Here is a 25646-nt window from a genome sequence, read left to right as displayed (position 1 = left end):
CGCACGTACTCGCCCTGCTCAGCTCGACGAGACGGAGTCGAGCAGCTTCAGCGCGGCCCTGGCGTGCGCCTGGCCGAACTCGGCGACGGCCTTGGCGACCGGGTCGCCTGCGGCCTTGACGGCGGCCTTGGCCTCGTCGAGCTCGTCGCTGTAGGCGGCCCGCGCCGACTCGAGAAGCGTGGCGCGCTGCTTCGGCGTGAGCACGCTGGCGTGCACGACGCGGAGGATCAGCGGGCTGCGCAGGTGGTCGGGCCCGGAGTCGCTGGTCAGCCAGCCCTTGAAGGCCTTCTTACCAGCGGCGGTGATCAGGTATTGCTGGCTGGAACGGGGTCCCTGCTTGCCGAGCCGCACGAGGCCCTCCTTGTGCAAGGCGGGAAGCTCCCGGTAGACCTGGCTCCTCGTCACGCTGAAGAACGTGCCAAAGCGTTCCTCAGCTCCCGCGACGAGCTCGCCACCGGTGGCAGGGCCGTCGTGAAGCAGTCCAAGCAGTGCTGCGGCGGTTGCGTTCAAATCGGACACGCATCTACCGTGCCACGCTTTCCGCCATCTGTCCACTGTGGTCCGGAAATCCGTCCACTGTGGAACCGGTGTATCAGACAGCGCACCCGGGTGACCCCTGGGAACGGAAAAGGGCCCGGATCCGAAGATCCGGGCCCTTTTTCGCTGGTAGCGGGGACAGGATTTGAACCTGCGACCTCTGGGTTATGAGCCCAGCGAGCTACCGAACTGCTCCACCCCGCGTCGTTGTGAAACCAACTCTACCCGACCGAAAAAACCCACCAGCACCCACCCCCACTCTCCACCAAAAAGACTCCCCAACTACCCCAAAAGGGCCCCAGCCCACCGGGGGTCCAGGGGGCGGAGCCTCCTGGCGGGGGTCCGGGGGTTCGACCTCGGGGAAATGCGAAAGGTGCCGAGGTTCGCGCTCTCCGCGAACCTCGGCACCCAGCAGCTGTAGCGGGGACAGGATTTGAACCTGCGACCTCTGGGTTATGAGCCCAGCGAGCTACCGAACTGCTCCACCCCGCGTCGGTGACACCCACTTTACGCCCGGGTTTCGGCCGAGCGCAAAGCGGGTGCCGGTTATGGAACGGTGACGTCAGCCACCCGCGTTCTGCGCCTCCTCGTAGCGCCTGGCGGCGTCGTCGAGCCGCTGGAGCGCCTGGCCCTGCGCCTCGAAGTCGCCGGACTGCTGAGCCTGTCGCAGCTGCTCCAGGGCGGCCTGGATATCGGCGATCGCCTGGTCCAGGTCGGCGTTGTTTCCGCCGTTGGCGGGCGGCGGCTGCTGCTGGTTCGGCGACGACTCCGGCGGAGTCGGGGTCGACTGGTCGTCCGGCTCCTGGGCAGGCCCGGTCGCGGCGTCGCCCGAGCCTTCACCGAAGACCTCGTCGAGGGCCCCGTTCAGAGTCGAGGAGAAGCCGATCCGGCCGCCGAACGACACCAGCACGCGGGCGAGCTGCGGATAGCTCTGCGCGTTGCGTTGCTGGATGTAGATCGGCTCGACGTACAGGAATCCACCGGCGACCGGCAAGGTCAGCAGGTTCCCGTAGATGATGTCGACGCTCTGGTTACCCAGCAGCGTCCGGTCCTGCGTGAACGCCGGGTTGCTCTGGAAAGCGTTCTGGACCTGGACGGGGCCTTCCACCTGGCTTCCGCCGGTGGGCAACCGAAGCACGGTGATCTCGCCGTAGCTGTCCGGATCCGACGACACCGTCGCCCACGCCGCCAGGTACTGGCGGGCGAGCGGAGTCAGCGCGCTCGTCAGCTGGAAGGTCGGTTCGTCCTGTCCCGGCGACTGCGCGAGCACGTAGTACGGCGGCTGCTTCGCAGCGTCGGAGTTCGGGTCGAGCCCACCGGGCTGCGTCGGGTCCTGCGGCACGTTCCAGAACGTCTGCGTGGAGTAGAACTCCTGCGGCCGCTGCACGTGGTACTTCGTCAGCAGCTCACGCTGGATCTTGAACAGGTCCTCCGGGTAGCGGAAGTGCTCGCGAAGCTCGGGCGAGATCTCCGAGTTGGGCTTCACGATGCCAGGGAAGACCTTCATCCAGGCGTCCAGCACCGGGTCCTGCTGGTCCATCTCGTAGAGGGTCACGGTGCCGTTGAACGCGTCGACCGTGGCCTTGACCGAGTTGCGGACGTAGTTGATCTGGTTGTCCGCCTGCCGGGCCACACCGCTGAGCGAGTCCTCCGTGGCGGTGCCCAGCGACGTCCGCTGCGAGTACGGGTAGTTGTTCAGCGTCGTGTAGCCGTCGACGATCCACTGGATCCGGCCGTCGATCACGGCAGGGTACGGGTCGCCGTCGACCGTCAGCCACGGAGCGACCTTCTCGACGCGCTCACGTGGGTCACGGTTGTACATGATCTTCGAGCCTTCGCCGATGGCATCGGAGAAGAGGATGTTCCGTTCCCCGTACTCGGCCGCGAAGATGAGCCGGTTGAACCAGTTGTCGATCGGCACGCCGCCGGTGCCCTTGTAGAGGTAGCTGCGGTCGGTGGCCGTGTCGTACTCACCCGGCGCCTGGCCGGGCTGCCCGCCGACGATCGCGTAGTCCGTCGCCAGCTCGCCGTAGTAGATGCGCGGCTCGTCGACGCGGATGCCGGCGCCCTCGGGGTTCTGCGTGTCGCTCGTGCGCGCGATCGGGTAGCCGCCGTCGCTGTTGGCCTCCTCGATGGCGCGGTCGATCGTGTTGGCCGGGGCCGCGACGAAACCGTTGCCGTGGGTGTAGACGAGGTGGCGGTTGATCCAGGTCTGCTGGTTCTCCCGCAGGCCGCTGGTGTTGATCTCCTTGGCGGCGACGATGTACGACTGCTTCTCGCCGTCGACGGTGTAGCGGTCGACGTCGAGCTTGTCGGGGAAGCCGTAGAAGTTCTCGCGGCCGACGCGCTGGGTGAAGGTCGGGCTCAGCACGTTGGGGTCGAGCAGACGGATGTTCGGGATCGTGCCCTGGTCGTCCCTGACCTCCGTGGGGCTGGCCTCGGAACTGCCGGTGTAGTCCTCGTAGTTGACGTTCTCCAGCCCATACGCGTGCCGCGTGGCGTTCATGTTGCGCTGGATGGATTCGGCCTCGCGCTCGTTGGCGTTCGGGCGGACGGAGAACTGCTCGAGGACCGCGGGCCAGGCGACGCCGATGATGATGCCCGAGAGGATCAGCAGCACCAGCGCGATCGCGGGCAGCTGGATGTTGCGCAGGAACGCGCCGACGAAGAAGGCGATCGCGCAGAACACCGAGATGCACAGCAGGATCAGCTTGGCGGGCAGCACCGCGTTCAGGTCGGTGTACGTGGCGCCGGTGAACAGGTCGTTGCGGTCGGACAGCAGCAGGTCGTAGCGGTCGAAGAAGTACTCGACCGCCTTGAACAGCACGAACACACCGATGAGCACCGAAAGGTGCACGCGCGCGGGACCCGAGATCTGCCCGCCCCGGCCCGCCAGCCGGACGCCCCCGAAGAGGTAGTGCGCCATCAGGCCACCGATGAAGGCGACCACGATCGCGACGAAGAGCCAGCCCAGCAGCCAGCCGTAGAACGGCAGCTGGAAGACGTAGAAGCCCATGTCGTGACCGAACTGCGGATCGGTCTGGTTGAAGCTGGTGCGGTTGAGGAACAGCTGCACCAGTTCCCAGTTGCCCTGCCCCGAGACACCGGCGATCAGCCCCGCCAGCACCGGGATGCCGATGCCGAAGAGCCGGACCCGCGCGGCGACGACCGTGCGGTATCGGGCGAGTGGGTCGTCGGCGCCGGAGACGGGGACGAACACCGGCCGCGTCCGGTAGGCGATCCACAGGCTCACGGCGAGCAGGCCGCCGACGAGGACACCGGTCGCGAAGAACAGGGCGACCCGCGTGAGCAGGACGGTGCTGAAGACGCCGCGGGCGTCGACCTCACCGAACCACAGCCAGTCGACGTAGGTATCGAGGAACCGTGCGCCGAGCAGCAGTACCAGGATGACGACGGCAGCGATCGTCAGCAGAATTCGAGCTCGCCGGGACAGCTTGGGCAGGCTGACTGGGGGCCGGGTGGCCACTACGCACACTCCAGTGGTCGAGACTTACGTACTCGGGGCGCCTGCGCTGCGAGCGTCCCATGGTTATCTAACTCTACGGAAGGGCTCCATAGTTCCCGGAACCCCCCAAACCGGGCGCACGCGGGCGCCGTCCGGCCGCCTGCCACGATGGTGCCCATGAGCCAGAGCGGAAACGAGGCGGGCCCCGTGAGTGTGGCTGCCCTCGCCCGGGAAGTCGAGGAGTTCGTCGCGACGGCGGGGTGGGAGCAGCAACCGCAGTTGTTCGCGCTCGTGCCGACCTCGGAGCTGCTGCGCCAGCAGCCCGAGCTCGCGGGCCAGCTCGACGCGAGCAGCGAGCTCACCCCGGTGGCCCAGGAGTCCCTGCCCGAGGGCGACCTCGCCGAGGCGCTCGCCACGATCGCCTGGCCGGATGCGGTGCACGGCTGCGCGCTGGCGCAGGAGATCATCGTGCTCCCGCCGGACGCCGAGGCGGAGCTGCCGGACGTCGACGACGCGGCCGACGCCCGCGACGTGGAGCGGCTCAGGCAGGCCGCAGCGGACCACCCGCGCCGGACCGAGGCGAGGCTCGTGGCCGCGGTGCTGCGTGACGGCTCCGCGGCCTGCGTGCTGCGCCTGCGCGGCGTGCACGCCGGGGACGAGGACGAGCCGGTCGAGGAGATCGTCGAGCACCCCGAGCTGGCCCCGAACCTCGTCGACGCCCTCCGCGCCACCCTCCTGCCGTAGCCCGTGTGGGAGCAAGGGAGCTTTACTCCCGTTTTCCGAGAGCAAAGCTCCCTTGCTCCCCAGAGCTCCGGCAGCGTCAGCACGACGGCGTCGGCCGCCCGCCGTTGAGGCTCTCCAGCGCGTTGATCGCGCTGTCGAGGTCGGTGACCTTGATCAGCTTCAGGCCTTCCGGCGCCGCCGCCACCGCTTCGGCGCAGTTGTTCTCCGGCACGAGGAAGGCCGTCGCCCCCGCCTCCTTCGCGGCGACGACCTTGAACGAGATCCCGCCGATCGCCCCGACCTTGCCCTTTTCGTTGATCTCCCCGGTTCCGGCGATGTGCTCACCGGACACCAGGTTCTCCGGGGTCATGCGGTCGACGATCGCGAGCGCGAACATCAGGCCCGCCGACGGCCCACCGACGTCCTCCAGCGAGATGTTGACGTCGAACGGCACGTCCGCCCTGTCGATGGGCTGCATCCCCACGAAGCCCTGGGGCTGCCCGTCCGGATGCCTGGCCAGCGTCACCGACTCGGTCCGCTCCGGCTGGCCCTCGTGCTTGAAGGTGAGCGACACCGTCTGCCCGGGTCGCGTGTTCGCGAGCGCGGCCAGCACGTCTTCCTCGTTGTTGATCCGCTTGCCGTTGACCTGCACCAGCTGGTCGCCGGGCGAGAGCACCTTGTCGGCGGGACTGCCGGAGACGACCTCCTGGACGATGACCTTCACCGGGTAGCCGAGCCTGCGCAGCGCCGCGACCTCGGCGTTGCTCTGCGAGTCCTGGAACTGCTGGACGTTCTGCCGCCGGACCTCCTCGTCGGTCTCCCCAGGCCGGAAGTAGTCCTCCCTCGGCGCGACGGCGTAGCGACCGCTGATCCACAGGCCCAGCGCCCCGAAGAGGGTCACCTCGTCGTTGAGCGAGACGGTCGTCATGCGCAGCTCGCCGTCGGTCGAGTAGGTCCGCTGGCCGTTGATCGACACGACCTGCTCACCGCCCACCTCTCCGAGCGTGTCGTAAGTCGGCCCGGGCCCCAGCGCGACGTAGGGCACCCGGACAAACGCGCCGAGCAGTACGAACACCACCACGAGCACGCCGCTGAAGACGAGCGTCCATCCGCGTCGGCTCAGCCGCGTCCTCGACTTCGGCGGGGTCTCCTCGCCGCCGGTGGCGTCCGGCCTGGCGTCCGCTCGCGTTGCTCCAGTCGTCGACGGGTTGTCGCGGGTCTCGCTCACGACGCACAGCGTACGGTGACGGATGTCAGCTCAGGGCGAAGGTCCACCAGCGGGCAAGTCGCGACCGGCCCCGTCCGCGTACGGTGGTCCTATGAGCAACCCACCGTTCGGGTTCGGCTTCCCCGACCCCGACAAGCGTCGTGAGAACGAGCCGTCGAACTCCGGCGGCGAACAGCAGCCTGGTTCGGGCGCCGACGCGTTCCAGCAGCTGGGGCAGATGCTCAGCCAGCTCGGGCAGATGTTGAGCCAGGCGGGCAGCTCGTCGGGCCCGGTGAACTACGACCTGGCGAAGCAGATCGCACTGCAACGACTCGCCGGCAGCGGCGGGTCCTCCTTGGGCTTCAGCACGGGCGACCAGTCCGGCGACACGGCCGTCCGGGACGCGGCACATCTCGCCGAGCTGTGGCTCGACGAGGCGACGATCCTGCCTGCAGGCGCCTCCACCACTGTCGCCTGGACAGCTCGCGACTGGGTCGACAAGACCCTGCCGACCTGGCAGCGGCTATGCGACCCGGTGGCCAAGCAGGTGTCCGGCGCCTGGATGCAGGCCCTTCCGGAAGAGGCGAAGCAGGCGGCGGGACCACTGTTGTCGATGGTCGGCCAGATGGGCGGCATGGCCTTTGGATCGCAGTTGGGCAACGCGCTGGCCGAGCTCGCGTCCGAGGTGCTGACCTCGAGCGAGGTGGGCCTTCCGCTCGGCCCCGCGGCTACCTCCGCGCTGCTTCCCGCGAACATCGAGAAGTTCACGGAGGGTCTCGAGCGGCCGGGCAGCGAGGTCATGGTCTTCCTGGCCGCGAGAGAGGCCGCCCATCAGCGGCTCTTCGCGCACGTGCCGTGGCTGCGGCAGCGCCTGCTGGCCACGGTCGAGGAGTTCGCACACGGCATCACGGTGGACACCTCGGCCCTGGAGCAGCTCGCCGGGCAGGTCGACCCGAGCAACCCGGCCAGCATCGAGCAGGCCATGTCCTCCGGGCTGCTGGAGCCCAAGACCACTCCGGAGCAGCAGGCCGCGCTGAACAGGCTGGAGACACTGCTCGCGCTGGTCGAGGGCTGGGTGGACGTCGTCGTGGCCGAGGCGGTCGGCGACCGGCTGCCAGGGGCGGACGCCCTCAGGGAGACCCTGCGCCGCAGGCGTGCGACCGGCGGGCCCGCCGAGCAGACCTTCGCCACCCTCGTCGGGCTGGAGCTACGGCCGCGGCGGATGCGGGCGGCGTCAGCGCTGTGGAAGCTCGTCGGCGACCGGCACGGCATCGACACGCGCGACCAGCTGTGGTCGCATCCCGACCTCATGCCCAGGGCCGAGGACCTGGACGACCCAATGGAGTTCGCGGACCGGCTCGGCCGCTCCGGGGAGGCCCTCGACGATCTGGACCCGATCGCCGAGCTCGAACGCACTCGGCAAGCCGAGGAGCAGGCCAAGTCCGATGAGCCCGGCGATCAGGACGACTCCGGCGAGGACGACAAGAAGAGCTGAGGATCAGTCCTCCGTGTCGAGCCCGGAGATACCGAGCCCTTCGGCGGAGGACAGTCCTTCCAGGTACCCGATGGCCCGCTCGGTCTTCGGGTAGCGCTGGACCAGTGCCCAGAACTTCGCGTTGTGCTGGGCGACTCGCAGGTGCGCCAGCTCGTGGACCAGCACGTAGTCCAGGACCCACGGCGGTACCGTGCGCAACCGTTCGCTCACCCGGATGGTTCGATCTACCGGCGTGCACGACGCCCAGCGGGTGCGCATCGGGGGCACCCAGCGGACGCTCGCCGGTTTCGCCGTGCCGTCCAGGTAGCGCCGGGAGAGCTCCGTACAGCGCAGCAGCAGCGCCTCGTCCGAGGCCCGCGCGGGCGAGGCCCTCCGGCTCTCCGTGCGCTGCAGCTTGCGCTGCATCTCCGCGACCCAGTGTTCTTCCTCTGCCTGGCTCATCTTGGCTGGGATGAGCACGACCAGTGTGTCGCCGTCTCGATAGGCGGTGACAGTGCGGCGACGACGTGCGCTCCGCCGCACCTCGATCTTCTGTTCAGGGACTGAAGATTGGCGCTTGTTCTTGTCCCGATTCCTCAATGAGGGAACCCGTGCTTCGGCCACCCAACCACCGTAAGGGCAGGGACCGACATCGCGGATGGCTGCAGCGTCACATCGTCTTGGTTATCCACAATTGGGTTCGCCTGTGGACAAGTCGGGGTGTGCTAGATGCGTCCCTGGCGAAGTCTTGTCACCCTGTGCGATATGACCAATTCGCTACGCAATGTGAATCTTCCGCGGCGCCCCCGTCTGGTGCCCGGTCTCGACGTGCTGGAACGCCGCGCCAACGAGATCCAGATCGGGCTGGACCCACGGCACGCGGTGGTGGCGACGGACCTGCCTCCGATCCTCATGGACATCCTGCGTGGCCTGGACGGCAGCAAGAGCACGAAGTCACTGCTGTCCCTCGCTGAGACGGAACACTCCGAACGGCTCCGGGAGCTGCTGACGGGGCTGGCGGAACGCGGGCTCATCGAGGAGGCCGAGCCGCCCGCGCATCCCCACACCCGGACCGACGAACCCGAGCTGTGGTCGCTCAGCCTGGGCAGGCGCAGGCAGGACACCGCCGCCCGCAGGGCACAGAGCACCGTGCTGGTCCACGGCGGCGGGCGCCTGGCAGCGGCGATCAGCTCACTGCTCGCGTCGGCCGGCGTCGGCCACCTCGACTCGGAGGCCGACGGCAGGGTCGGGCCCGAGGACCTCGGTTCCGGCTTCGTCGACGGCGACGTCGGCCTGCCCCGCAGGCACGCGCTCACCGAGGCCGTGCGAAGAACCAACCCGGCGACCAGAACCGGCAAGCTCAGAGGCAGCCGGCGACCCGACCTCGTGGTGCTCACCGATGCCGTCGTCCCTGCTCCCGAGGTGGTCACCGACCTCATCGCCGAGGGTCTGCCCCATCTCACCGTTCGCGTCCGCGACGGCATCGGGATCGTCGGCCCCCTCGTGTTCCCGGGTCGCAGCAGCTGCCTGCGCTGCGCCGACCTGCGACGCACCGCACTCGACTCCTGCTGGCCCAGGGTCGCGAGCCAGCTCGCCGGCCGCTACCAGCGCGCCGAACTCGGCAACGTCTACGCCACCGCCGCACTGGCCGTCGGCCAGATCCTGCGCGTGCTCACGCCCGAGGACACTCCCCCTCCGACCTGGAATGGAACGCTGGAGATCGACTCCTATGCCGGCACGGTGACGCACAGGGACTGGCATCCACACCCGGAATGCCCCTGCGGCGCGAGCCGGGGACGACGTGAGCCGTAGTCGCGATCTACGTCCCGATACGGCTGCGAAAGGGGTGATCGGCAAGGCAGAATCGCTTCCGTGACGGAATTCCGCGACTCCTCCGACGACCGGGCCGAGGCTGCGATGCCGCGCAGAACGGCTGCGCGGACAGCGAGGCTGGCGAGCCTGCCGCTGGGCATCGCCGGCCGAGCCGTCGGAGGATGGGGACGACGGCTGACCGGCCAGAGCGCCGAGGAGGTCAACGCAGCGCTCTCCGCCAAGGCGGCCGAGCAGCTCTTCGAGGTGCTCGGCACGCTCAAGGGCGGCGCCATGAAGTTCGGCCAGGCCCTGAGCGTCTTCGAGGCCGCGGTACCCGACGAGCTGGCCGCGCCGTACCGGGATGCGCTGACCAGGCTCCAGGCAGCGGCACCCCCCATGTCGACCAAGCAGACGCATCGCGTGCTCGCAGAGCAGCTCGGACGCTCCTGGAAACAGCGATTCAGCTCCTTCACCGACGAGCCCGCGGCGGCCGCCAGTATCGGCCAGGTCCACCGTGCCGTGTGGCACGACGGCCGGGAAGTCGCGGTCAAGGTCCAGTACCCGGGTGCAGACGAGGCCCTGCGCAGCGACCTGCGCCAGCTCCAGCGGTTCAGCCGCCTGTTCCAGGCGCTCGTGCCGGGTACCGACGTCAAGCCGCTCCTCGCCGAGCTCGCCGCCCGCATGGACGAGGAGCTCGACTACCGAACGGAGGCCGACAACCAGCGAGGCTTCGCGAAGGCCTTCGCCGGCGACGACCAGGTGCTCGTCCCCAGGGTCGTCGCGAGTGCCCCCAAGGTGGTCGTCACCGAGTGGGTCAACGGCACGCCGTTCGCCGAGATCATCCGCACCGGCACCCAGGCTCAGCGCAACGAGGCGGGCAGGCTGCTGGCGGAGTTCCACTATTCCTCCCCCGCCCGCGCGCAACTACTGCACTCGGACCCCCACCCCGGCAACTTCATGTTGCTCGACGACGGGCGCATCTGCGTCATCGACTTCGGTGCTGTCGCACACCTACCAGAGGGCGCGCCGCCCGCCCTGGGACTGATGATGCGCTACGCACTCGATGGTCGTTCCGCCGAGCTGCTCGACGTCCTGCGGACAGAGGGCTTCGTCCGGCCCGATTCCGAGGTCGAGGCTGAAGACGTCTATTCGTACCTCCTTCCGTTGGTCGCTCCCCTCACCGAGGAGCGGTTCCACTTCACCCGCCGATGGGCCCAGAAACAGGCGTTGCGGATGGGTGATCTGCGCAGTGAGGACTTCCGCACCGGTCGATCGCTGAACCTGCCGCCGCACTGGTTGCTGATCCACCGGGTCACCGCGGGCGCCATCGGCATTCTGTGCCAGCTCGACGCCGAACTGGCTCTGCGCTCCATTGTCGAACGCTGGCAGCCGGGCTTCGCGTCCTGAACAGCCAAATCGTCGGACTTGTCCACAACTACCGCGCGAATGGCGGGAATGTGCCGTTCGCGGCCCGGATTCATCCACATTTTTCGCGATGACTGCCGCAGCGGTGCGCGCCACGCCAAGCTCTGCTCATGACCACAGCGAGCTGCGCGGCACGCCCCGCGCCCACCGCCACTGACAACATCATCACGGTCGCCGAACTGCGCGCGGGCGGCATGTCCGAACGCGCGATCCTCACACGCTGCCGGCCGGGCGGCCCCTGGCGACGGCTCATGCCCGGCATCGTCCTACTGGGACCCGGCGAACCGACCCGACAGCAGATACTGCGAGCCGCGACCATGTATCTCGGCAAGGACGGAGTCGTCACGGGCGTCGACGCGCTAGCCGCACACGGACTGGAACTGCCCTTGCCCCGCACGGTGCACGTGCTCGTGCCGGCGTATCGCCGGATCCTGCCTCCGAACTTCATCCTGCTCGAGCGCACGGCCCGGCCACCCGATCCCGTACTCGTCAACGGGCTGCCATTCGCTCCGCCTGCCCGCGCAGCGCTCGACGCCGCACGCAAGGAGAACGACGCGGACCAGCTGCGTGATCTGCTGTCTCTGCCCATCTACTACGGGTTGTCCGACATCGAGGAGCTCCAGAGCGAGTTGGACGCGGGCAATCAACGTGGCTCGGCCGCGGTACGCGCTGAGCTGCGCCGCATCAGCCGCAACCGCGACACGTTCGTGCACGGTCTGGCCAGGCAGCTCGTCAGGCGCTCGCCGCTGCCGCCCCCGCGATGGGACGTCACCGTGTGCGACTTGCGCGGCCGGCCGATCGGCGCTGTCGACGCCTGGTGGGACGAAGTGGGCATGGGCTGGCAGTTCACTCAGCCAAGGGGCACGAATCCCGAGCGGCATCTCGGTCATCTCGCGCTCACCGCCGCCGGAGTCGTGCTGTTGCGCACGCCGACCGAACGCCTGCGCGTGGACGGCGACGTGATCGTCAAGGAACTCGCGAGTGCCTTCCGCACCGCGGCGACCCGCACCCGGCCACTGGTGCAGTGTGAGATGCCCGTGGTGGCCGCATGACTGTCACCAATACCCGGCAGGCAGTTTGCCCTCGATGTCCCGCAGGTGATCACGTGCGCAGCGGGGACACAACCAGCGGGTCCGCCCGTCCTCTGTCTCACGTACCCAGGCCATCGCGTCCACCGGGCCCGCGGAATCGCGATGGACCCCGCAGACCGAGCACACGGCCGTCGGCTCGGTCATGATCTTCGTCCATGATGGACGGTCCTGGCGTTGAGCAGGAAGAGGTCGTCGCGCGCGCCGAGGTATTCGGGAGACTCCGGGTCGAGGAGTCGCCGCACCGCGTCCCGGTCCCCGTTGCCCAGGCGTTCCTCGGCGATCTCGGCCAGCCAGGTCCATCGCTCGACCACGAACTCGCGAACCGCCGGTGTCGTGGGCGCGGGATGGTCCACCAGGTAGCTGAACGAACCGACGCCGGTGAGGCCGGCTTTGCCCAGGGCTTCCGTCCAGCCGTAGGGCATCCGCACAGCTCCCTGCATGGTGGCGCGCAACTGCCGGAACCAGGCTTCGTGAGCTGCGGCCAGCCGTTGCTCGAGCCCCGGCTCGCCCACGCCAACGTCCCAGGGCAGGCACCGAGTATCGAGGCCACCCTCGGCCACGGCGAGCAGCCCGCCGGGCGCGAGGGCACGTGCGAGGCGACGCACGGCGAGTTGCTGATCAGGGAGGTGATGCACGACGGCAGAAGCCCAGATGAGGTCGGAGGGCGGGAGAAGGTCGCTCAACTCGACGGTGCCGAGGTCTGCCACGATTGTCTCCACCGCCACCGTGGAACCTCCGGTTTCCCTGGCGGCCTTCTCGGCCGCCGACAGGAGTTCGTCCACGGCGTCCACCAAAATGACGGTGCCGCCACCGCGGCGTCCGAGCTCCCCGGCGAGCGCCGCGCTCATGCCCCCCGCGCCGGACCCCACGTCGACGACTGTCGGCTGAGCCGGCAGCTCGGCAACGAGCCGTGCGGCAACGGAATCGAGCCGGTCGCGTTCGAGGACATCGAGCCTGCGCAGCGAGGAAAGCCGCCCGGCCCAGTCGACGTCGTCGTGCGTATGTGCTGGCACAAGCACATTGAACACCAACGGCGAACGGCGCGTGGGCGGAAGACCGCAGTCCGCTGTCTTCCGCCCACGTCGGTCACTATCGGCTGTAGCGGCGCGACCTCCTCGCCGCCCAGCGGGCCACGCGGTTCCAGCGACGGGCGGCTCTGGCGAGCCGCAGGTCGTGTCGCGGACCGTCGATCGCCCGATGCATGTCCCGTATTCGGGCTCTGGCCAGTTCTTCATGGAGCAACATTCGAAGGGTCTCCTTGTGCATGGTCGGCACACTGCTCGGTCGGTCGAGCACGCCGTAGTTCTTGGCGGTTTGCGGGTAATCCGTCTGCGTGGTCATGCGGCGCTCCGCTGTCCGGCGGTCGCGTGCTCCACCACGGGGTTCTTACGCGGGCGTCCCCGAGGCCGCTTGCGGGCCACGACGGCGCCACGCTCGAAGATCTCGCCGCCCCACACACCCCAGGGCTCCCGTCGCGCAAGCGCACCCGCAAGGCACGCCGAACGGACAGGGCAGTCGCCGCAGAGCACCTTGGCGTGCTCAAGCTCGGCGGGGGTCTCCGCGAACCACAGGTCCGCGTTGCCGGATTGGCAGGGCAGGTCGAGGTCTGGCGACGACACGGCGTCGAGCAGCTCTGCGACGCCGGTTGTGCCGGACAGCTCGTCGGGTAGCGCCCCCTCTGACGCGAAGGCGGTTGCCGATGGCATTTCCCGTTCTCCTTTGTGTTGTTGAGGTTTTCCTGTCGGTCCAACAGGTCCTGAAACAGCAAGAAGGCCGCGGATCCGATGTACGGTTCCGCGGCCTTCGTGAGCCTTATCCCTTGACAGGGCTGTCATGGGGATCTCTCACGTGAACGCAACGGAACCCAGGGCTTGTCCTGGATCGGGAACAGAGCGGTCGCCGGACGGAACACCGGGTGCGTGGTCCCGGCGTTGGTGTCAACGGCATCGAGCATGAGAACGCGCCCATCTCGGGCACGAGCGAGCGACTCGAAGTACGGCTGACCAGCCCAGGACACGTTGCTACGCCGGCGCGCGGTCATGACCGTCTGATCGGTGCAGGACAGCGAGGTGCCAGCGGTGCCGCTCAGCTTGATGAGCTTCATCAGGGGGCACCTCCTCTCGCTGTCCGCCGGTTCGCCGCCCCATCGGCAACCGGAATCACGGATGCTCCACCCAGTGACTGCAGGTTATTGCTCTCGTGCCAGCGGGGGCAACTTATTTTTGAGAAGTTCCCCCCAAGTGGCGGAAAAAAGTCCTGAGCTGGGCTTTTGCCTGTCTCGCCGTGTCCGCGCGGCTACTTGCCGTGGCAGTCCCGGACCACGGCCAGCACCTCCGCGCCGAAGCGGTCGAGCTTCGTCGCGCCGATCCCCGAGATCGACACCAGGGCACTGTCGTCGGTAGGTCGTTGCTCCGCGATGGCGACCAGCGTGGCGTCGGTGAACACCACGAAGGCGGGCACCTTCAGTTCTCGGGCTCGCTCGACGCGCCACTCCTTGAGGCGCGCCAGCAGTTCCTCGTCCACGTCGGCAGGACACTTGCCGCAGCGGCCGAGCTTGATCTCCATAGTGGCAATGAGCGGGCCGCCGCAGATTCGGCAGCGCGCCTTGAGCGCCGTCTGCTTCTGCGCCCGGGCGACCCGGGCAGCGGGGTGGTCCTCCGGAATCAGCCCGTAGAGGAACCTGCTCCGCCTCCGGTTGCGCCTGCCGTCGGGGTTGCGCGCCAGCGCCCACGTGAGCGACAGGTACTCCCGGGCTCGGGTGACCCCGACGTAGAAGAGCCTGCGCTCCTCCTCGATGGCCTCGTCGTTCCCGTCGGCATGTTGGATCGGCATCGTGCCCTCGGCGAGACCGACCAGGAAGACGGCGTCCCATTCCAGGCCCTTGGCGGCGTGGAGGGAGGCCAGCGTGACCCCTTCGACCGTGGGTGGATGCTGCGCCGCCGCACGCTGATCGAGTTCCGCGACCAACCGGCCGAGCGTGGCTCCTTCCGTCGTCGCCGCCAACTCCTCGGCGAGCTCCACGAGTGCGAGCAACGCGTCCCAGCGCTCCTTCGCCGCTCCGCCCGAAGGCGGCTGCTCGGTGAGGCCGACGCCTGCCAGTACTCGGCGGACGAGTTCGACGAGGTCACCGTCCGGCTCTCCCGCGGCCGCGGTACGCAGGGCGGCCATCGCCTGGCGCACCTCGCGGCGGGCGAAGAACCGCTCGCCACCGCGGACGAGGTAGGGAATGCCCACTTCGGACAGGGCTTGCTCGTACGCTTCCGACTGCGCGTTGACGCGGTATAGGACGGCGATCTCGCTGGCGGGCACACCGGCGTCACGCAACTCGCGGATGCGGCCCGCGACGGCCGCGGCCTCGGCGACCTCGTCGTCGTACTCGGCGAACCGGGGCGGCGGCCCGTCGGGGCGCTGACCGACGAGGTCCAGCCGCGACCCGGCGGGGCGCCCCCTTGCGGCGCCGATCACACGGTTGGCCAGTGCGACGACCTGTGGCGTGGACCGGTAGTCGCGCTCGAGGCGGACTACGGTCGCCTCCGGGAACCGGCGGGTGAAATCGAGCAGCGGTCGGGGGGACGCGCCGCCGAAGGAGTAGATCGTCTGGTTGGCGTCCCCCACCACCGTGAGGTCGTCGCGCCCACCCAGCCACGCATCGAGCAGGCGCTGCTGCGCCGGCGTGACGTCCTGGTACTCGTCGACCACGAAGCAGCGGTACCGGTCGCGGAACTCCTCGGCGACGGCCTTGTGCTCCTCGAGCGCGGCGGTGGTGTGCAGGAGCAGGTCGTCGAAGTCGAGGAGCTGAGCGTTGTTCTTGAGCTGCTCGTAGGTGCGGTACAGCTCGGCGAGGCGGCCGGGCGCCTCCGGCACGTCCCGGTTCAGCCGGGAGACCACGGCCGGGTAGTCGTCGGGGCTGACGAGCGACGCCTTCGCCCATTCGATCTCGCTCGCCAGGTCGCGCAGCACCTCCACCTCGGTGGGCATGCCGAGCCGGTTCGCGGCCTGACCCACGAGCCGGAGCTTGTTCCCCTCGATCAGGTCCCACTGCCGATCGCCGACCACCCGCGGCCAGAAGTAGCGGAGCTGGCGAAGGGCGGCAGCGTGGAACGTGCGGGCCTGGGCGGCCTCCACGCCGAGCTGCCGCAGCCGTGTGCGCATCTCCCCGGCGGCACGCGCGGTGAACGTGACGGCAAGGACCTGGCCTGCGGATACATGTCCGGAGCGGACGAGGTGGGCGATGCGGTGGGTGATGGTCCTGGTCTTGCCCGTACCGGCTCCGGCAAGCACGCACACCGGTCCCCTCGGGGCGGTTGCGGCTGCCCGTTGTTCGGGGTCGAGTCCCTCGAGCAGGTCCGGACGACGGTTCGACTCAAGCGCGCTACCCACGGCCGCATCCTCGCAGAGGGGACCGACAGAGCCGCGTCCGCCTGGCCGCCCGTATCCTGGTTGATTATGGCGGAGAAGCTGGACAAAGAGGCTGCCAAGCAAGCCAAGAAGGAGAAGCGCGCGGCCAGCAAGGCCAAGCGCGGACAGATCTTCCAAGCGTTCAAGATGCAACGCAAGGAGGACAAGGCCCTGATCCCGTGGATGCTGGGGTCTTTCCTGGTCGTCGCGGGTATCACGTTCGGGATCGGGTGGCTCCTCGGCATCCAGTGGCTGCTGCTGCCGATCGGCATCATGCTCGGCCTCCTGGCGGCGGTGATCATCTTCGGGCGCCGGGTCCAGAAGAACGTCTTCAGCAAGGCGGAGGGCCAGCCGGGCGCCGCGGCGTGGGCCTTGGACAACCTGCGCGGACGCTGGCGGGTGACCCAGACCGTGGCGGCGACGACACAGCTCGACGCCGTGCACCGTGTGCTGGGCGGGCCGGGCGTGATCCTGGTGGCGGAGGGAGCGCCGCACCGCGTGAAGAACCTGCTCGCGCAGGAGAAGAAGCGGATCTCCCGCCTCGTCGGTGAGACGCCGATCTACGACATCACCGTCGGCAACGACGAAGGCCAGGTTCCGCTGCGGAAGCTGCAGAACTACATGATGAAGCTGCCGCGCAACCTCAAGCCCCGCCAGATCGACGCACTGGAGGCGAAGCTCGCCGCGCTCGGCAACCGGGGCGCCGCGCTGCCGAAGGGCCCGATGCCGCAGGGCGCGAAGATGCGCAACGTCCAGCGCACCATCCGCCGCCGCTGACCCTCCTCCGCCTCTCCCTCACCTTCCGCTCTGGGTGAGCGAGGGAGCTTTGCTCTCGTTCTGCGCGAGCAAAGCTCCCTTGCTCACCGCGACGACGCAGAAACTGTCGGTGGCCGTCGGCATCATGGGCGCGTGGTACGAAGACGCGTGTTCGAGCCCGATGACCTGCGGCAACGCTTTCCCGGAGACGTCGCCCCGCGGGCGGCCCTGGTTGCCCTCGGTATGTCTCACTCCGCCATCTCCCGGCGTTGTCGCGCAAATGGACCATGGCGCAGGCTCATCCCGGGCGTCGTCATGCTCACCAACGGCACACCCACTCGCCATCAGCTCGATCGGGCCGCACTCGTGCACGCAGGCGCCGGCGCGATGATCACTGGCGTCGAAGCCGCCCGCATCCACGGCATCCGCCGACTGCCCTCGGAGTCGCGGGTACACGTGCTCATTCCGCACGAGCGCCGCGTCGCCACGCGTGACTTCGCCGTCGTGGAACGCACGATCCACCTTCCCGAGGCGATCATGATCAACGGCCTGCCGGTTGCTCCCCTCGCCCGCGCGCTGATCGACGCGGCGCACCGGATGGACAAGCTGAGCGACGTGCGCGCGATGATCACCGACGCCGTCCAGCGGCAGCTCTGCCATCCCCGGGAGCTACGGCACGAACTCGAGCAGGGCACGACCATCGGCTCCGCACTGCCTCGCGTCGTGATCGAGGAGATGGATCGCGGCGTCCGCGAGGCCGCACGCGCATGGGCCTCGCAGGTCGGAGAGCAGAGCAAGCTGCCAGAGCCTCAGTGGAACGTCGAGATCCGCGATGGCTCCGGCGCGTTGCTCGGCGTCACGGACGCCTACTGGCCGGACATCGGCCTCGCCTGGGCGGTCGATGCGCCAGACTTCCGTCTCGATCCCACCGGCTACGGCAGGGGGGCCCGGGAACGCACCAGGCTGGCGGCTGCGGGCGTGGTCGTCGTGCACACTCCACCCGTACAGCTGCGCAAGAATCCGGCGGCCGTGGTCGCCGACCTGCGCGCCGGCTACGTGCGAGCCGTCAACAGGCCGCCGCCCGATGTGCGGACAAGGCTGAGTCGCGCCGCGGCCTGACCTCGGTCAGCGCAGCCGGACCACAACCGTGCCGGTCAGCCGGTCGTGCCAGCCGCGGTTGTCGGCGTTCCGTACGGCCGCCGGCAGGATGAGGAAGGTCAACGCACCGCGGACGACCGCTCGCCACAGTCCGGGTATGCCGGCTCCGTCGAGCCTCCCGACCCGGATGCCGCATGCGGCCATACCTGGGGTGAAACCGAAGAACGCGGCGGGCACCATCGTGATCGCGGCCCAGACTGCGAGTGACCACAGGTTGTACTCCTGCATCACGGCCACATTCGAGTAGTCGGGACGGACGAAAATAGCGGTGAGGAGCGACGCCACGATCAGGTCGACCACGAGCGCGAGAAAGCGGCGCCCACTCCCCGCGGCCGCTCCGGGACCGTCCTCGGGCAGGCCCAGGCCCTCACCCGGCCACCGTGGGGGTTCTCGGTCGGCAGTCTCACCAGCTGCGGCAAGCGACGTAAGCCACTCTCCGGTCCATCTAGCCACCTGACCAGGGTATGTCGCTGGCGTCACCGACATGGCGCCTGGTCTCCTATCCGATACATGCGATATCCGCCCACCCGTTAACACCGGCGAAACATTCGGGTGACGGTCGGGCAACACCGCGCTTCTAGCGTGAGCCGAAGTGAGTACTGCCGCACGAGCCCGAACATGAAGGAGTCACCGAGGGTGTCCACTACTCCAGACGATGTCCTGCGTCTGATCGCCGACGAGGACGTGCAATTTGTCGACGTGAGGTTCTGTGACCTGCCGGGCATCATGCAGCACTTCACCGTCCCGGCCAAGGCTTTCGACGCGGAAGCGTTCGAAGAGGGTCTCGCCTTCGACGGCTCCTCGGTGCGCGGCTTCCAGTCGATTCACGAGTCGGACATGCTGCTGCTGCCGGACGCCGCTACCGCGCGTATCGACCCGTTCCGGAAGCACAAGACCCTGTCGCTGAACTTCTTCGTGCACGACCCGTTCACGCGCGAGGCCTACAGCCGCGACCCTCGTAACATCGCGCGTAAGGCCGAGCAGTACGTCGCCGAGTCCGGCATCGCCGACACGGTGTTCTTCGGTCCCGAGGCCGAGTTCTACACGTTCGACTCGGTGCGCTTCGACTCGTCCGAGAACGGCAGCTTCCACGAGATCGACTCCGTCGAGGGCTGGTGGAACACGGGCCGCGAGGAAGAGGGCGGCAACAAGGGCTACAAGACCAGGTTCAAGGGTGGCTACTTCCCCGTGCCGCCGGTCGACCACTTCGCCGACCTGCGCGACGACATCGTCGCCAACCTGGTCGCCTCGGGCTTCGAGATCGAGCGCGCCCACCACGAGGTCGGCACCGCCGGCCAGGCGGAGATCAACTACAAGTTCAACACACTGCTGCACGCTGCGGACGACCTGCAGCTGTTCAAGTACATCGTGAAGAACACCGCCTTCGCCCAGGGCAAGACGGCCACGTTCATGCCGAAGCCGCTGTTCGGCGACAACGGCTCGGGCATGCACTGCCACCAGTCCCTGTGGAAGGACGGCGAGCCGCTGTTCTACGACGAGTCCGGTTACGCGGGCCTGTCCGACACGGCGCGCCACTACATCGGCGGCATCCTGGCTCACGCCCCGAGCCTGCTGGCTTTCACCAACCCGACCGTGAACTCGTACCACCGGCTCGTGCCCGGCTTCGAGGCTCCGGTCAGCCTGGTGTACTCGCAGCGCAACCGCTCCGCCTGCGTGCGTATCCCGATCACCGGGAACAACGCGAAGGCCAAGCGCATCGAGTTCCGTTGCCCCGACTCGTCGGGTAACCCGTACCTGGCGTTCGCGGCGATGATGATGGCGGGCCTCGACGGCATCAAGAACAAGATCGAGCCGGCGGAGCCGATCGACAAGGACCTCTACGAACTGCCGCCCGAGGAGGCCAAGAACGTCAAGCTGGTGCCGGGCGACCTGGGCACCGTGCTCGACACCTTGGAAGCCGACCACGACTTCCTGCTCGAGGGTGGCGTGTTCACCTCCGACGTGATCGACACGTGGATCAGCTTCAAGCGGGAGCACGAGATCGACCCGCTGCGCCTGCGCCCGCACCCGTACGAGTTCGCGCTCTACTACGACGTGTGATCTTGCGGTAGCGATACGAAGCCACGCCGGCGGCGGGGAGTGGAAACACCCTCGCCGTCGGCGTTTCTTTGTGCGCAGATTTCAGCCGCCGAAGATGTTCAGGTCGACGCCCGCCTCTGCGAAGCGCTTGCGCGGCTCGGCCACGAGCTTGCGCCGGTCGAGGTCCATGAGGCCGAGGGTGCACGTGATCTCGGCCGACAGTGTGCCGTCGGCCTTGTAGATGTTGGAATCCATCCGGAAGGTCTTGCCCTCGCCGAACTTGGCCTCACAGGTCACGTCGACGACCTCGCCGTACCGCAGCTCGCGGCGAAAGCTGATGTGGGATTCCAGCATGACGGTGGCCAGCCGCGCCGCGTCCAGTCCCCCGTTGGCCGCTCCGGCGGCCTCGGCGAGTGAGGTTCGGGCGACCTCGGCGTACTGGTGGTAGACGGCGTGGTTGACGTGGCCCAGGCTGTCGAGTTCGTACTGCCGCACCTTGATCTGGACCCGGAAGGGTTCGCGCTCAGTCACAGCCTCACCATAGGTTTCCCGGCCATGCGACGTCCCACCAAGGTGAGCAAGGGAGCTTTGCTCTCGTCTGGCGGGAGCAAAGCTCCCTTGCTCGCTGCTGGGCGAGGTGGTGAGGGCTCCGTTCGCGCCGCGAAGGCGTCAGCTTTCGTAGAAGAGGCGCTCGACAACGGCGTGGGCGCGGCGGGTCGTCCGTCGGTACGCGTCGAGGAACTCACCGGGGTCGTCGTCGGCCGCGTAGCCGAACACCCTCGCCACGGCCGCGAGTTCCCGGCCCGACGTCGGCAGTTGGTCGACAGCCTTGCCCCGGACCAGCATCGCCACGTTGCGGGCACGTGTCGCCAGCAGCCACGAGTCGAGCAACGAGCCGACGTCCTCGGCGTCGGCCAGCCCGGCGTCGGCCAGCGCTTGCAACGCGGCCGGTGTCGACGGGGTGCGCAGGGCGTCCACTTCGTGGGCGTGCCGCAGCTGCATCAACTGGACCGTCCACTCGACGTCGGCCAGCCCACCCCGGCCGAGCTTGGCGTGAGTGGTCGGGTCGGCGCCCCTGGGCATCCGTTCAGTGTCCACTCGCGCCTTGATCCTGCGCACCTCGCGCACTTTCGTGGCGTCGAGCCCGCCTGCCGGGTAACGCACCGGGTCGATGTCCGCGATGAACCGCTCGCCGAGGCCCTCGTCGCCGGCGACGAACCGAGCCCGCAGCAGCGCCTGTGCCTCCCACACCTCGCCCCACCTCGCGTAGTAGGCGCGATACGAGTCGAGCGTGCGCACGAGCGGGCCACTGCGGCCCTCCGGGCGCAGGTTGGCGTCCACCTCCAGCGCCGGGTCTTGCGTTGGCGCACCGAGCACCTCCCGGACCGTCTCGGCCACTGAGGTGGCGAACTTCAGAGCCTCCGCGTCGCTCGCCCCGTCGTTCTTGTCGCAGACGAAGAGCACGTCGGCGTCCGATCCGTATCCGAGTTCCTGGCCGCCCAGCCGTCCCATCCCGACCACAGCGATCTTCGCCGGCTCGCTGCCCACCTCGGCGGACCGTTGACGGATCGCCGCGGCCAGCGCGCTCTGCAGCACCGCTCCCCACACCGAGGACAGCGCCGCGCAGACAGCGGGTACGTCGAGCAGACCGAGCAGGTCCGCACAGGCCACACGCAGGAGTTCGTGTCGACGTAGCGACCTGGCAGCGGCGACGGACGCCTTGAGACCGGGCTGCCTGCGTGCCGCGGCACGCAGGGAACCCGCCACCTCCAGCGGTGAACGGCCGGCCAGTCGCTCGGTCTCGCCCAGCAGCTGCAGGATCTCGGGCGCGCGCACGAGCAGGTCCGGCACGAGCCGGGAGGTCCCCAGCAGGAACGCCAGGTGCTCGACCACGGCGGCCTCGTCCCGCAGGACACGGAGGTACCACGGCGTGTCGGCGAGCGCCTCGGAGACACGGCGGTAGGCGAGCAGACCACCGTCGGGGTCGGTGGTGTCGGCGAGCAGGTCGAGCAGCACCGGCAGCAGGGTCTGCTGGATCGCGGCACGACGCGAGACGCCGGACGTCAACGCCTGGATGTGCCTCAGCGCACCGTCGGGTGCGGCATAGCCGAGCGCGGCCAGACGGCTCTCGGCCTGGGAGGTCGTCAGTCGCAGCGCCGCGGTGGGGACGCGGGCGACGGCGTCCAGCAGCGGCCGGTAGAACAGCTTCTCGTGCAGCCTGCGGATTCGCTGCGCGTGCCTGCGGAACTCGGCGACGAGGATGTCGCTCTCCGACCTGTCCCGCCTCGGCGCGACACCGCTAGCCCGCGCCAGCCAGCGCAGCTGTGCGGTGTCCTCGTACTCAGGGAAGAGGTGGGTACGACGGAGGGCCCGCAGCTGCAGCCGGTGCTCCATCGTGCGCAGGAACTCATAGGAGGCCCGCAGCTCGGCGGCGTCGGCGCGCCCGACATACCCTCCCCCGCCGAGCGCTTCCAGCGCCTCCATCGTGGAGGCCGACCGCAGCTCCGCGTCCGCTCGCCCGTGCACCAGTTGGAGCAGCTGGACGGCGAACTCGACGTCGCGCAGTCCTCCGATGCCGAGTTTCAGTTCCCGATCGGCGATCTCGGAGGGCACATGCCGCTCGACCCGGCGGCGCATCTGCTGAACGTCCGTGACGAAGTTCTCCCGCTCCGCCGCCGACCACACCATCGGCGCGATCAACTCGGCGTAGCGACGGCCGAGCTCGGCGTCACCGGCGGCAGGGCGTGCCTTGAGCAGAGCCTGGAACTCCCAGGTGCGTGCCCACTTCCTGTAGTAGGCCTCGTGCCCCTCGAGGGTTCGCACGAGCGCACCTGCCTTGCCCTCGGGACGCAGAGCGGCGTCGACCTCGAAACAAGCATGGCCGACGACGCGCATCATCGTCGTGGCCAGGCGAGTCGCGACCTGCAGGTCGCCCTCGCCGACGAACACGACGTCGACGTCGCTGACGTAGTTGAGTTCACGGCCGCCGCACTTGCCCATCGCGATGACTGCCAGTACCGCTTCGCCCGAAGACGCGACCTCCTGCCCGGCGACGACGAGGCCCGCTCGCAGGGACGCGTCGGCGAGCTCGGTGAGCGCGTTCGTGATCTCGGCGAAGGAGGGCTGGTCGAGTCCGGGTTCGACGAGATGACCAACGTCGACGGCGGCGATCTCCATGAGCAGGGCACGGTAGGCCTTGCGTAGCGCCTGCTCCGCCTCCCGGCCCGTGAGCACCTGTTCGGTGGACTGGACGGCCGCGAGCAGTTCGTCGCTGTAGTCGGCGACCGGGGTGCAGGCCGTGGCGGTGAGGCGTCGCCACTCTCCGGGCGAGCCGACGAGGAAGTCGGCAACGGCCGTCGACGTGCCCAGCACGGCCAGGAGGCGCCCGCGCAGCGTCGCATCGTCGCGGATGGCGTTGGAGAGCTCAGGCCAACGCTCCTCGTCGGCTTCGCGGAGTCGGTCGACCGCACGCAGTGCGAGATCGGGATCGGGGGCGCGGGAGAACGCGGCGAGTACCTGCTGCACTCCCTCGGCCGGTCCCGCGTCGTTCCACCAGCCAGCGGCGCGAAGGTGATCCTCGGCTCGGTCGTCGGTGAAGCCGAACCTCGCCGCGGACGCGCGCGGCCGAACGCTCTCTACCATCGATCCTCACCGTAGCCGTATCAGCGAACGGACACCTCGCGACAGCCACCAAGCGGGAGCAAGGGAGCTTTGCTCTCGTCTGGCGGGAGCAAAGCTCCCTTGCTCCCCATGTTTCAGGGTCAGGCGAGGGGGAGGGTGCGGCGCTTGTCGGCGACCGGTTGAAGATCGCCTGCCGCCAGGCGGACGAACCGATGCGCGAAGGGGCGCCAGGTCTCCGCGACGTCGGCGTGAACCTCGGTCAGCGCCTCGTCGTCGAAGGTGCCCTCGCGGGCGGTCGCGGCTACGTCCGGAGCGTCAGTCGCCCACTGACGGACGACGGCCGGCGTCGTCTCGATGTGGAACTGCACACCGTACGCACAGCTGTTCAGCCGGTACGCCTGGTGCGGATAGCGCGGCGCCGAGGCCAGCAGCTCCGCGCCCGGCGGCAGCCGCTCGATCACGTCGGTGTGGAACTGCCACACGTCCTGCATCAACGGCAGGTCCGCGAACAGCGGATCCACCCATGCCGCGTCCTTCTTCGCCACCAGCGCCGGTCCTACTTCCGGACCGTCCGCGCCCCGGACGACCTTGCCGCCCGTCGCGACCGCGAGAAGCTGCGCGCCCAGGCACACCCCGAGCGTGGGCACACCGGTGCCCGCAGCCGTGGCGAGCAGACCGCGAACCTCCGCCAGCCACGGATGCTTCGCGTCCTCCTCGGCGCTCATCCCGCCGCCGAGACACACCAGGCCGTCATAACCGCCATGGTTCGAAGGCAACGAGTCCCGTGGCGGCAGTCGCACGTCGAGCTCGGCGCCGGCTTCGCTCAGCCACTCGCCGAGTGGACCAGCCGGATCCGTGACGTCAGGCTGGATTACCAGCAGTCGTGGTGTGCTCACGTTTCCAGCCTACGGGGCGGCGGTCGTCGTGAAGACGAACTCCGGGTGCTCTTCCTTCTTCTCGAAGCCCATCCGCTGGTAGATCCGATTCGAGATCGGATTCGCACGGTCCGCGAAGAGCACGATGTGGCGAACCCCGCCAGCACGGACGAGCTGTGATACGGCAGCGGTGACCGCGGACGCATAGCCGCGTCCTCGAAGCTCCGGCGGGGTGTAGACGTAGCTGATCCGCGACATGCCGCATTCCGGTTCCCGCGCGGTCGCCATGGCCACGGGCTCACCCGCAACCCACCACAGGCCGCACGTGGTTCCTTCGGCGATGAGCTCGGCGACGGCCGCGGAGGTCTCGGGGCGCCGAAGTCGCATTCCTGCCTCTTGCGCGAAGGCCTGCCGCCACTCGGCGATGCGTTCGGCATCGTCGACAGTCGCCGGCCGGAACTGCCCGTCGACCCGCTGTGGCAACGTGAGCACGTCCCCCAGTTCGTAGAGCCACTGGCTCGATGACTCCTCGGCGGTCACGTCAGTGACCGAACACCACGCCTCGGCGAAGGACTCGACCTCGAGCCGGGGCCCACGAACGCTTCGGAGCGTTGCGCCTGCTGACGCGACCGCCTCCGCGGTCTGCCGGGCGGCGGTCGCCGGAACTCCGCTGACGGTGGCCGGGAACGGCGGATCCCAGACGAACGCACCCACGACCCGATCGGCCGCCGTGACCGTGGCCAGGGCTCCTGCCTTTCCAGCGGTCTCCACGCTACGCAGAGCGGTGAGGGCTGCGGTGTGTCGCACCGGGTCAGCGGCGTAGAACGGTCGCGCCAACTCGGCGAATTCCCGAGTATCGGTGTGCACGGTGACGGTGGCATCCACCCGGTCACCTTGTCAGCGAGCTTCGTCAGAAGTCCAGCAAATAAAAAAGAAACCCCAGAGGAGGTGGGAGGAAATCCTCGACCAACCTGCTCTGGGGTTTCTTCTATTAAGTTGAGTTCGGCGGTGTCCTACTCTCCCACACCCCCACGGGTGCAGTACCATCGGCGCTGGTGGGCTT

The 25646-nt window shown here is 68.7% G+C and carries 23 protein-coding genes and 2 tRNA genes; 8 read left to right on the top strand and 17 right to left on the bottom strand.

All coding sequences use genetic code 11. The annotated features are described in order from the left end of the window. Positions 1-18: 18 nt before the first annotated feature. The 4 genes from FCN18_RS36340 to FCN18_RS36325 all read right to left on the bottom strand — a co-directional run bounded on the left by FCN18_RS36340 (position 19) and on the right by FCN18_RS36325 (position 4024). Positions 19-519: a PadR family transcriptional regulator gene (locus FCN18_RS36340; protein WP_199543485.1), complete on the bottom strand. Its 501-nt coding sequence runs from the start codon at positions 517-519 to the stop codon at positions 19-21. Positions 520-664: 145 nt separating this feature from the next. Next, positions 665-741: transfer RNA gene (locus tag FCN18_RS36335), tRNA-Met, on the bottom strand. A 214-nt stretch (positions 742-955) separates the two neighbouring features. Next, positions 956-1029, bottom strand: a tRNA-Met gene (locus FCN18_RS36330). Positions 1030-1099: 70 nt separating this feature from the next. Continuing rightward, positions 1100-4024 carry a UPF0182 family protein gene (locus FCN18_RS36325; RefSeq protein WP_112276614.1) on the bottom strand — a complete coding sequence of 975 codons (2925 nt, stop codon included), beginning with the start codon at positions 4022-4024 and terminating at the stop codon, positions 1100-1102. 156 nt (positions 4025-4180) lie between these two features. Here FCN18_RS36325 and FCN18_RS36320 point away from each other — a divergent pair, with 156 nt between their 5' ends. After that, complete coding sequence (locus FCN18_RS36320) at positions 4181-4747, top strand: PPA1309 family protein (RefSeq protein ID WP_112276616.1); 567 nt, start codon at positions 4181-4183, stop codon at positions 4745-4747. 76 nt (positions 4748-4823) lie between these two features. Here FCN18_RS36320 and FCN18_RS36315 read toward each other — a convergent pair whose 3' ends face one another. Beyond that, complete coding sequence (locus tag FCN18_RS36315; protein ID WP_112276618.1) at positions 4824-5954, bottom strand: YlbL family protein; 1131 nt, start codon at positions 5952-5954, stop codon at positions 4824-4826. Between the two features lie 91 nt (positions 5955-6045). Here FCN18_RS36315 and FCN18_RS36310 point away from each other — a divergent pair, with 91 nt between their 5' ends. Next, positions 6046-7428: a zinc-dependent metalloprotease gene (locus tag FCN18_RS36310; protein WP_112276620.1), complete on the top strand. Its 1383-nt coding sequence runs from the start codon at positions 6046-6048 to the stop codon at positions 7426-7428. Between the two features lie 3 nt (positions 7429-7431). Here the strand turns inward: FCN18_RS36310 and FCN18_RS36305 are convergent, their stop codons facing one another. Continuing rightward, positions 7432-7956 (bottom strand): M48 metallopeptidase family protein, encoded by a 525-nt coding sequence (locus FCN18_RS36305; RefSeq protein ID WP_112276653.1) that lies wholly within the window; start codon positions 7954-7956, stop codon positions 7432-7434. A 216-nt stretch (positions 7957-8172) separates the two neighbouring features. On the opposite strand from FCN18_RS36305, the gene FCN18_RS36300 reads away from it, so the two are divergent. The 3 genes from FCN18_RS36300 (at position 8173) to FCN18_RS36290 (ending at position 11696) form a co-directional block, all read left to right on the top strand. Then, positions 8173-9219 (top strand): TOMM precursor leader peptide-binding protein, encoded by a 1047-nt coding sequence (locus tag FCN18_RS36300; protein ID WP_112276622.1) that lies wholly within the window; start codon positions 8173-8175, stop codon positions 9217-9219. A gap of 105 nt (positions 9220-9324) precedes the next feature. Beyond that, complete coding sequence (locus FCN18_RS36295) at positions 9325-10626, top strand: ABC1 kinase family protein (protein ID WP_407675811.1); 1302 nt, start codon at positions 9325-9327, stop codon at positions 10624-10626. 128 nt (positions 10627-10754) lie between these two features. After that, complete coding sequence (locus FCN18_RS36290; RefSeq protein WP_112276626.1) at positions 10755-11696, top strand: hypothetical protein; 942 nt, start codon at positions 10755-10757, stop codon at positions 11694-11696. Between the two features lie 179 nt (positions 11697-11875). On the opposite strand, the gene FCN18_RS36280 is transcribed toward FCN18_RS36290, so the two are convergent. From FCN18_RS36280 to FCN18_RS36260, 5 genes are all read right to left on the bottom strand, one after another. After that, positions 11876-12748 (bottom strand): class I SAM-dependent methyltransferase, encoded by an 873-nt coding sequence (locus FCN18_RS36280; RefSeq protein WP_112276630.1) that lies wholly within the window; start codon positions 12746-12748, stop codon positions 11876-11878. 76 nt (positions 12749-12824) lie between these two features. After that, positions 12825-13076 carry a hypothetical protein gene (locus FCN18_RS36275; RefSeq protein ID WP_137097301.1) on the bottom strand — a complete coding sequence of 84 codons (252 nt, stop codon included), beginning with the start codon at positions 13074-13076 and terminating at the stop codon, positions 12825-12827. Next, complete coding sequence (locus FCN18_RS36270; RefSeq protein ID WP_112276632.1) at positions 13073-13441, bottom strand: WhiB family transcriptional regulator; 369 nt, start codon at positions 13439-13441, stop codon at positions 13073-13075. The genes FCN18_RS36275 and FCN18_RS36270 overlap by 4 nt, the downstream gene beginning before the upstream one ends. A 125-nt stretch (positions 13442-13566) precedes the next feature. Next, positions 13567-13839 carry a hypothetical protein gene (locus FCN18_RS36265; RefSeq protein ID WP_112276633.1) on the bottom strand — a complete coding sequence of 91 codons (273 nt, stop codon included), beginning with the start codon at positions 13837-13839 and terminating at the stop codon, positions 13567-13569. A 191-nt stretch (positions 13840-14030) separates the two neighbouring features. Beyond that, a complete protein-coding gene (locus FCN18_RS36260) occupies positions 14031-16115 on the bottom strand; it encodes an ATP-dependent helicase (RefSeq protein WP_113644921.1) in 2085 nt (694 codons plus the stop codon). Positions 16116-16181: 66 nt separating this feature from the next. Here FCN18_RS36260 and FCN18_RS36255 point away from each other — a divergent pair, with 66 nt between their 5' ends. Beyond that, on the top strand, positions 16182-16910 hold the full coding sequence (locus tag FCN18_RS36255) for a DUF4191 domain-containing protein (RefSeq protein WP_112276637.1): 729 nt from the start codon (positions 16182-16184) through the stop codon (positions 16908-16910). A gap of 18 nt (positions 16911-16928) precedes the next feature. On the opposite strand, the gene FCN18_RS39605 is transcribed toward FCN18_RS36255, so the two are convergent. After that, positions 16929-17141: a hypothetical protein gene (locus FCN18_RS39605; protein ID WP_170200646.1), complete on the bottom strand. Its 213-nt coding sequence runs from the start codon at positions 17139-17141 to the stop codon at positions 16929-16931. A 135-nt stretch (positions 17142-17276) separates the two neighbouring features. Here FCN18_RS39605 and FCN18_RS36250 point away from each other — a divergent pair, with 135 nt between their 5' ends. Beyond that, positions 17277-18008, top strand: coding sequence for a hypothetical protein (locus tag FCN18_RS36250; protein ID WP_228714312.1), 732 nt, complete (start codon positions 17277-17279; stop codon positions 18006-18008). A gap of 6 nt (positions 18009-18014) precedes the next feature. On the opposite strand, the gene FCN18_RS36245 is transcribed toward FCN18_RS36250, so the two are convergent. Beyond that, positions 18015-18500 (bottom strand): RDD family protein, encoded by a 486-nt coding sequence (locus tag FCN18_RS36245; RefSeq protein WP_112276639.1) that lies wholly within the window; start codon positions 18498-18500, stop codon positions 18015-18017. 183 nt (positions 18501-18683) lie between these two features. On the opposite strand from FCN18_RS36245, the gene glnA reads away from it, so the two are divergent. Continuing rightward, positions 18684-20108: a type I glutamate--ammonia ligase gene (glnA, locus tag FCN18_RS36240; protein ID WP_112276655.1), complete on the top strand. Its 1425-nt coding sequence runs from the start codon at positions 18684-18686 to the stop codon at positions 20106-20108. An 81-nt stretch (positions 20109-20189) separates the two neighbouring features. On the opposite strand, the gene FCN18_RS36235 is transcribed toward glnA, so the two are convergent. The 4 genes from FCN18_RS36235 to FCN18_RS36220 all read right to left on the bottom strand — a co-directional run bounded on the left by FCN18_RS36235 (position 20190) and on the right by FCN18_RS36220 (position 25468). After that, on the bottom strand, positions 20190-20618 hold the full coding sequence (locus FCN18_RS36235; protein WP_112276641.1) for an acyl-CoA thioesterase: 429 nt from the start codon (positions 20616-20618) through the stop codon (positions 20190-20192). Between the two features lie 138 nt (positions 20619-20756). Continuing rightward, on the bottom strand, positions 20757-23729 hold the full coding sequence (locus FCN18_RS36230; protein WP_137097299.1) for a bifunctional [glutamine synthetase] adenylyltransferase/[glutamine synthetase]-adenylyl-L-tyrosine phosphorylase: 2973 nt from the start codon (positions 23727-23729) through the stop codon (positions 20757-20759). 119 nt (positions 23730-23848) lie between these two features. Then, complete coding sequence (locus tag FCN18_RS36225) at positions 23849-24604, bottom strand: type 1 glutamine amidotransferase (protein WP_137097298.1); 756 nt, start codon at positions 24602-24604, stop codon at positions 23849-23851. 9 nt (positions 24605-24613) lie between these two features. Then, positions 24614-25468, bottom strand: a complete 855-nt coding sequence (locus FCN18_RS36220; RefSeq protein WP_137097297.1) for a GNAT family N-acetyltransferase — start codon at positions 25466-25468, stop codon at positions 24614-24616. Positions 25469-25646: the final 178 nt, after the last annotated feature.

This window comes from Prauserella endophytica, assembly GCF_005146945.1.
GTDB classification, from domain to species: Bacteria; Actinomycetota; Actinomycetes; order Mycobacteriales; family Pseudonocardiaceae; genus Prauserella_A; species Prauserella_A endophytica.
Note: the sequence above shows the minus strand (reverse complement) of the source record. Positions and strands in the feature narration are given on the sequence as shown.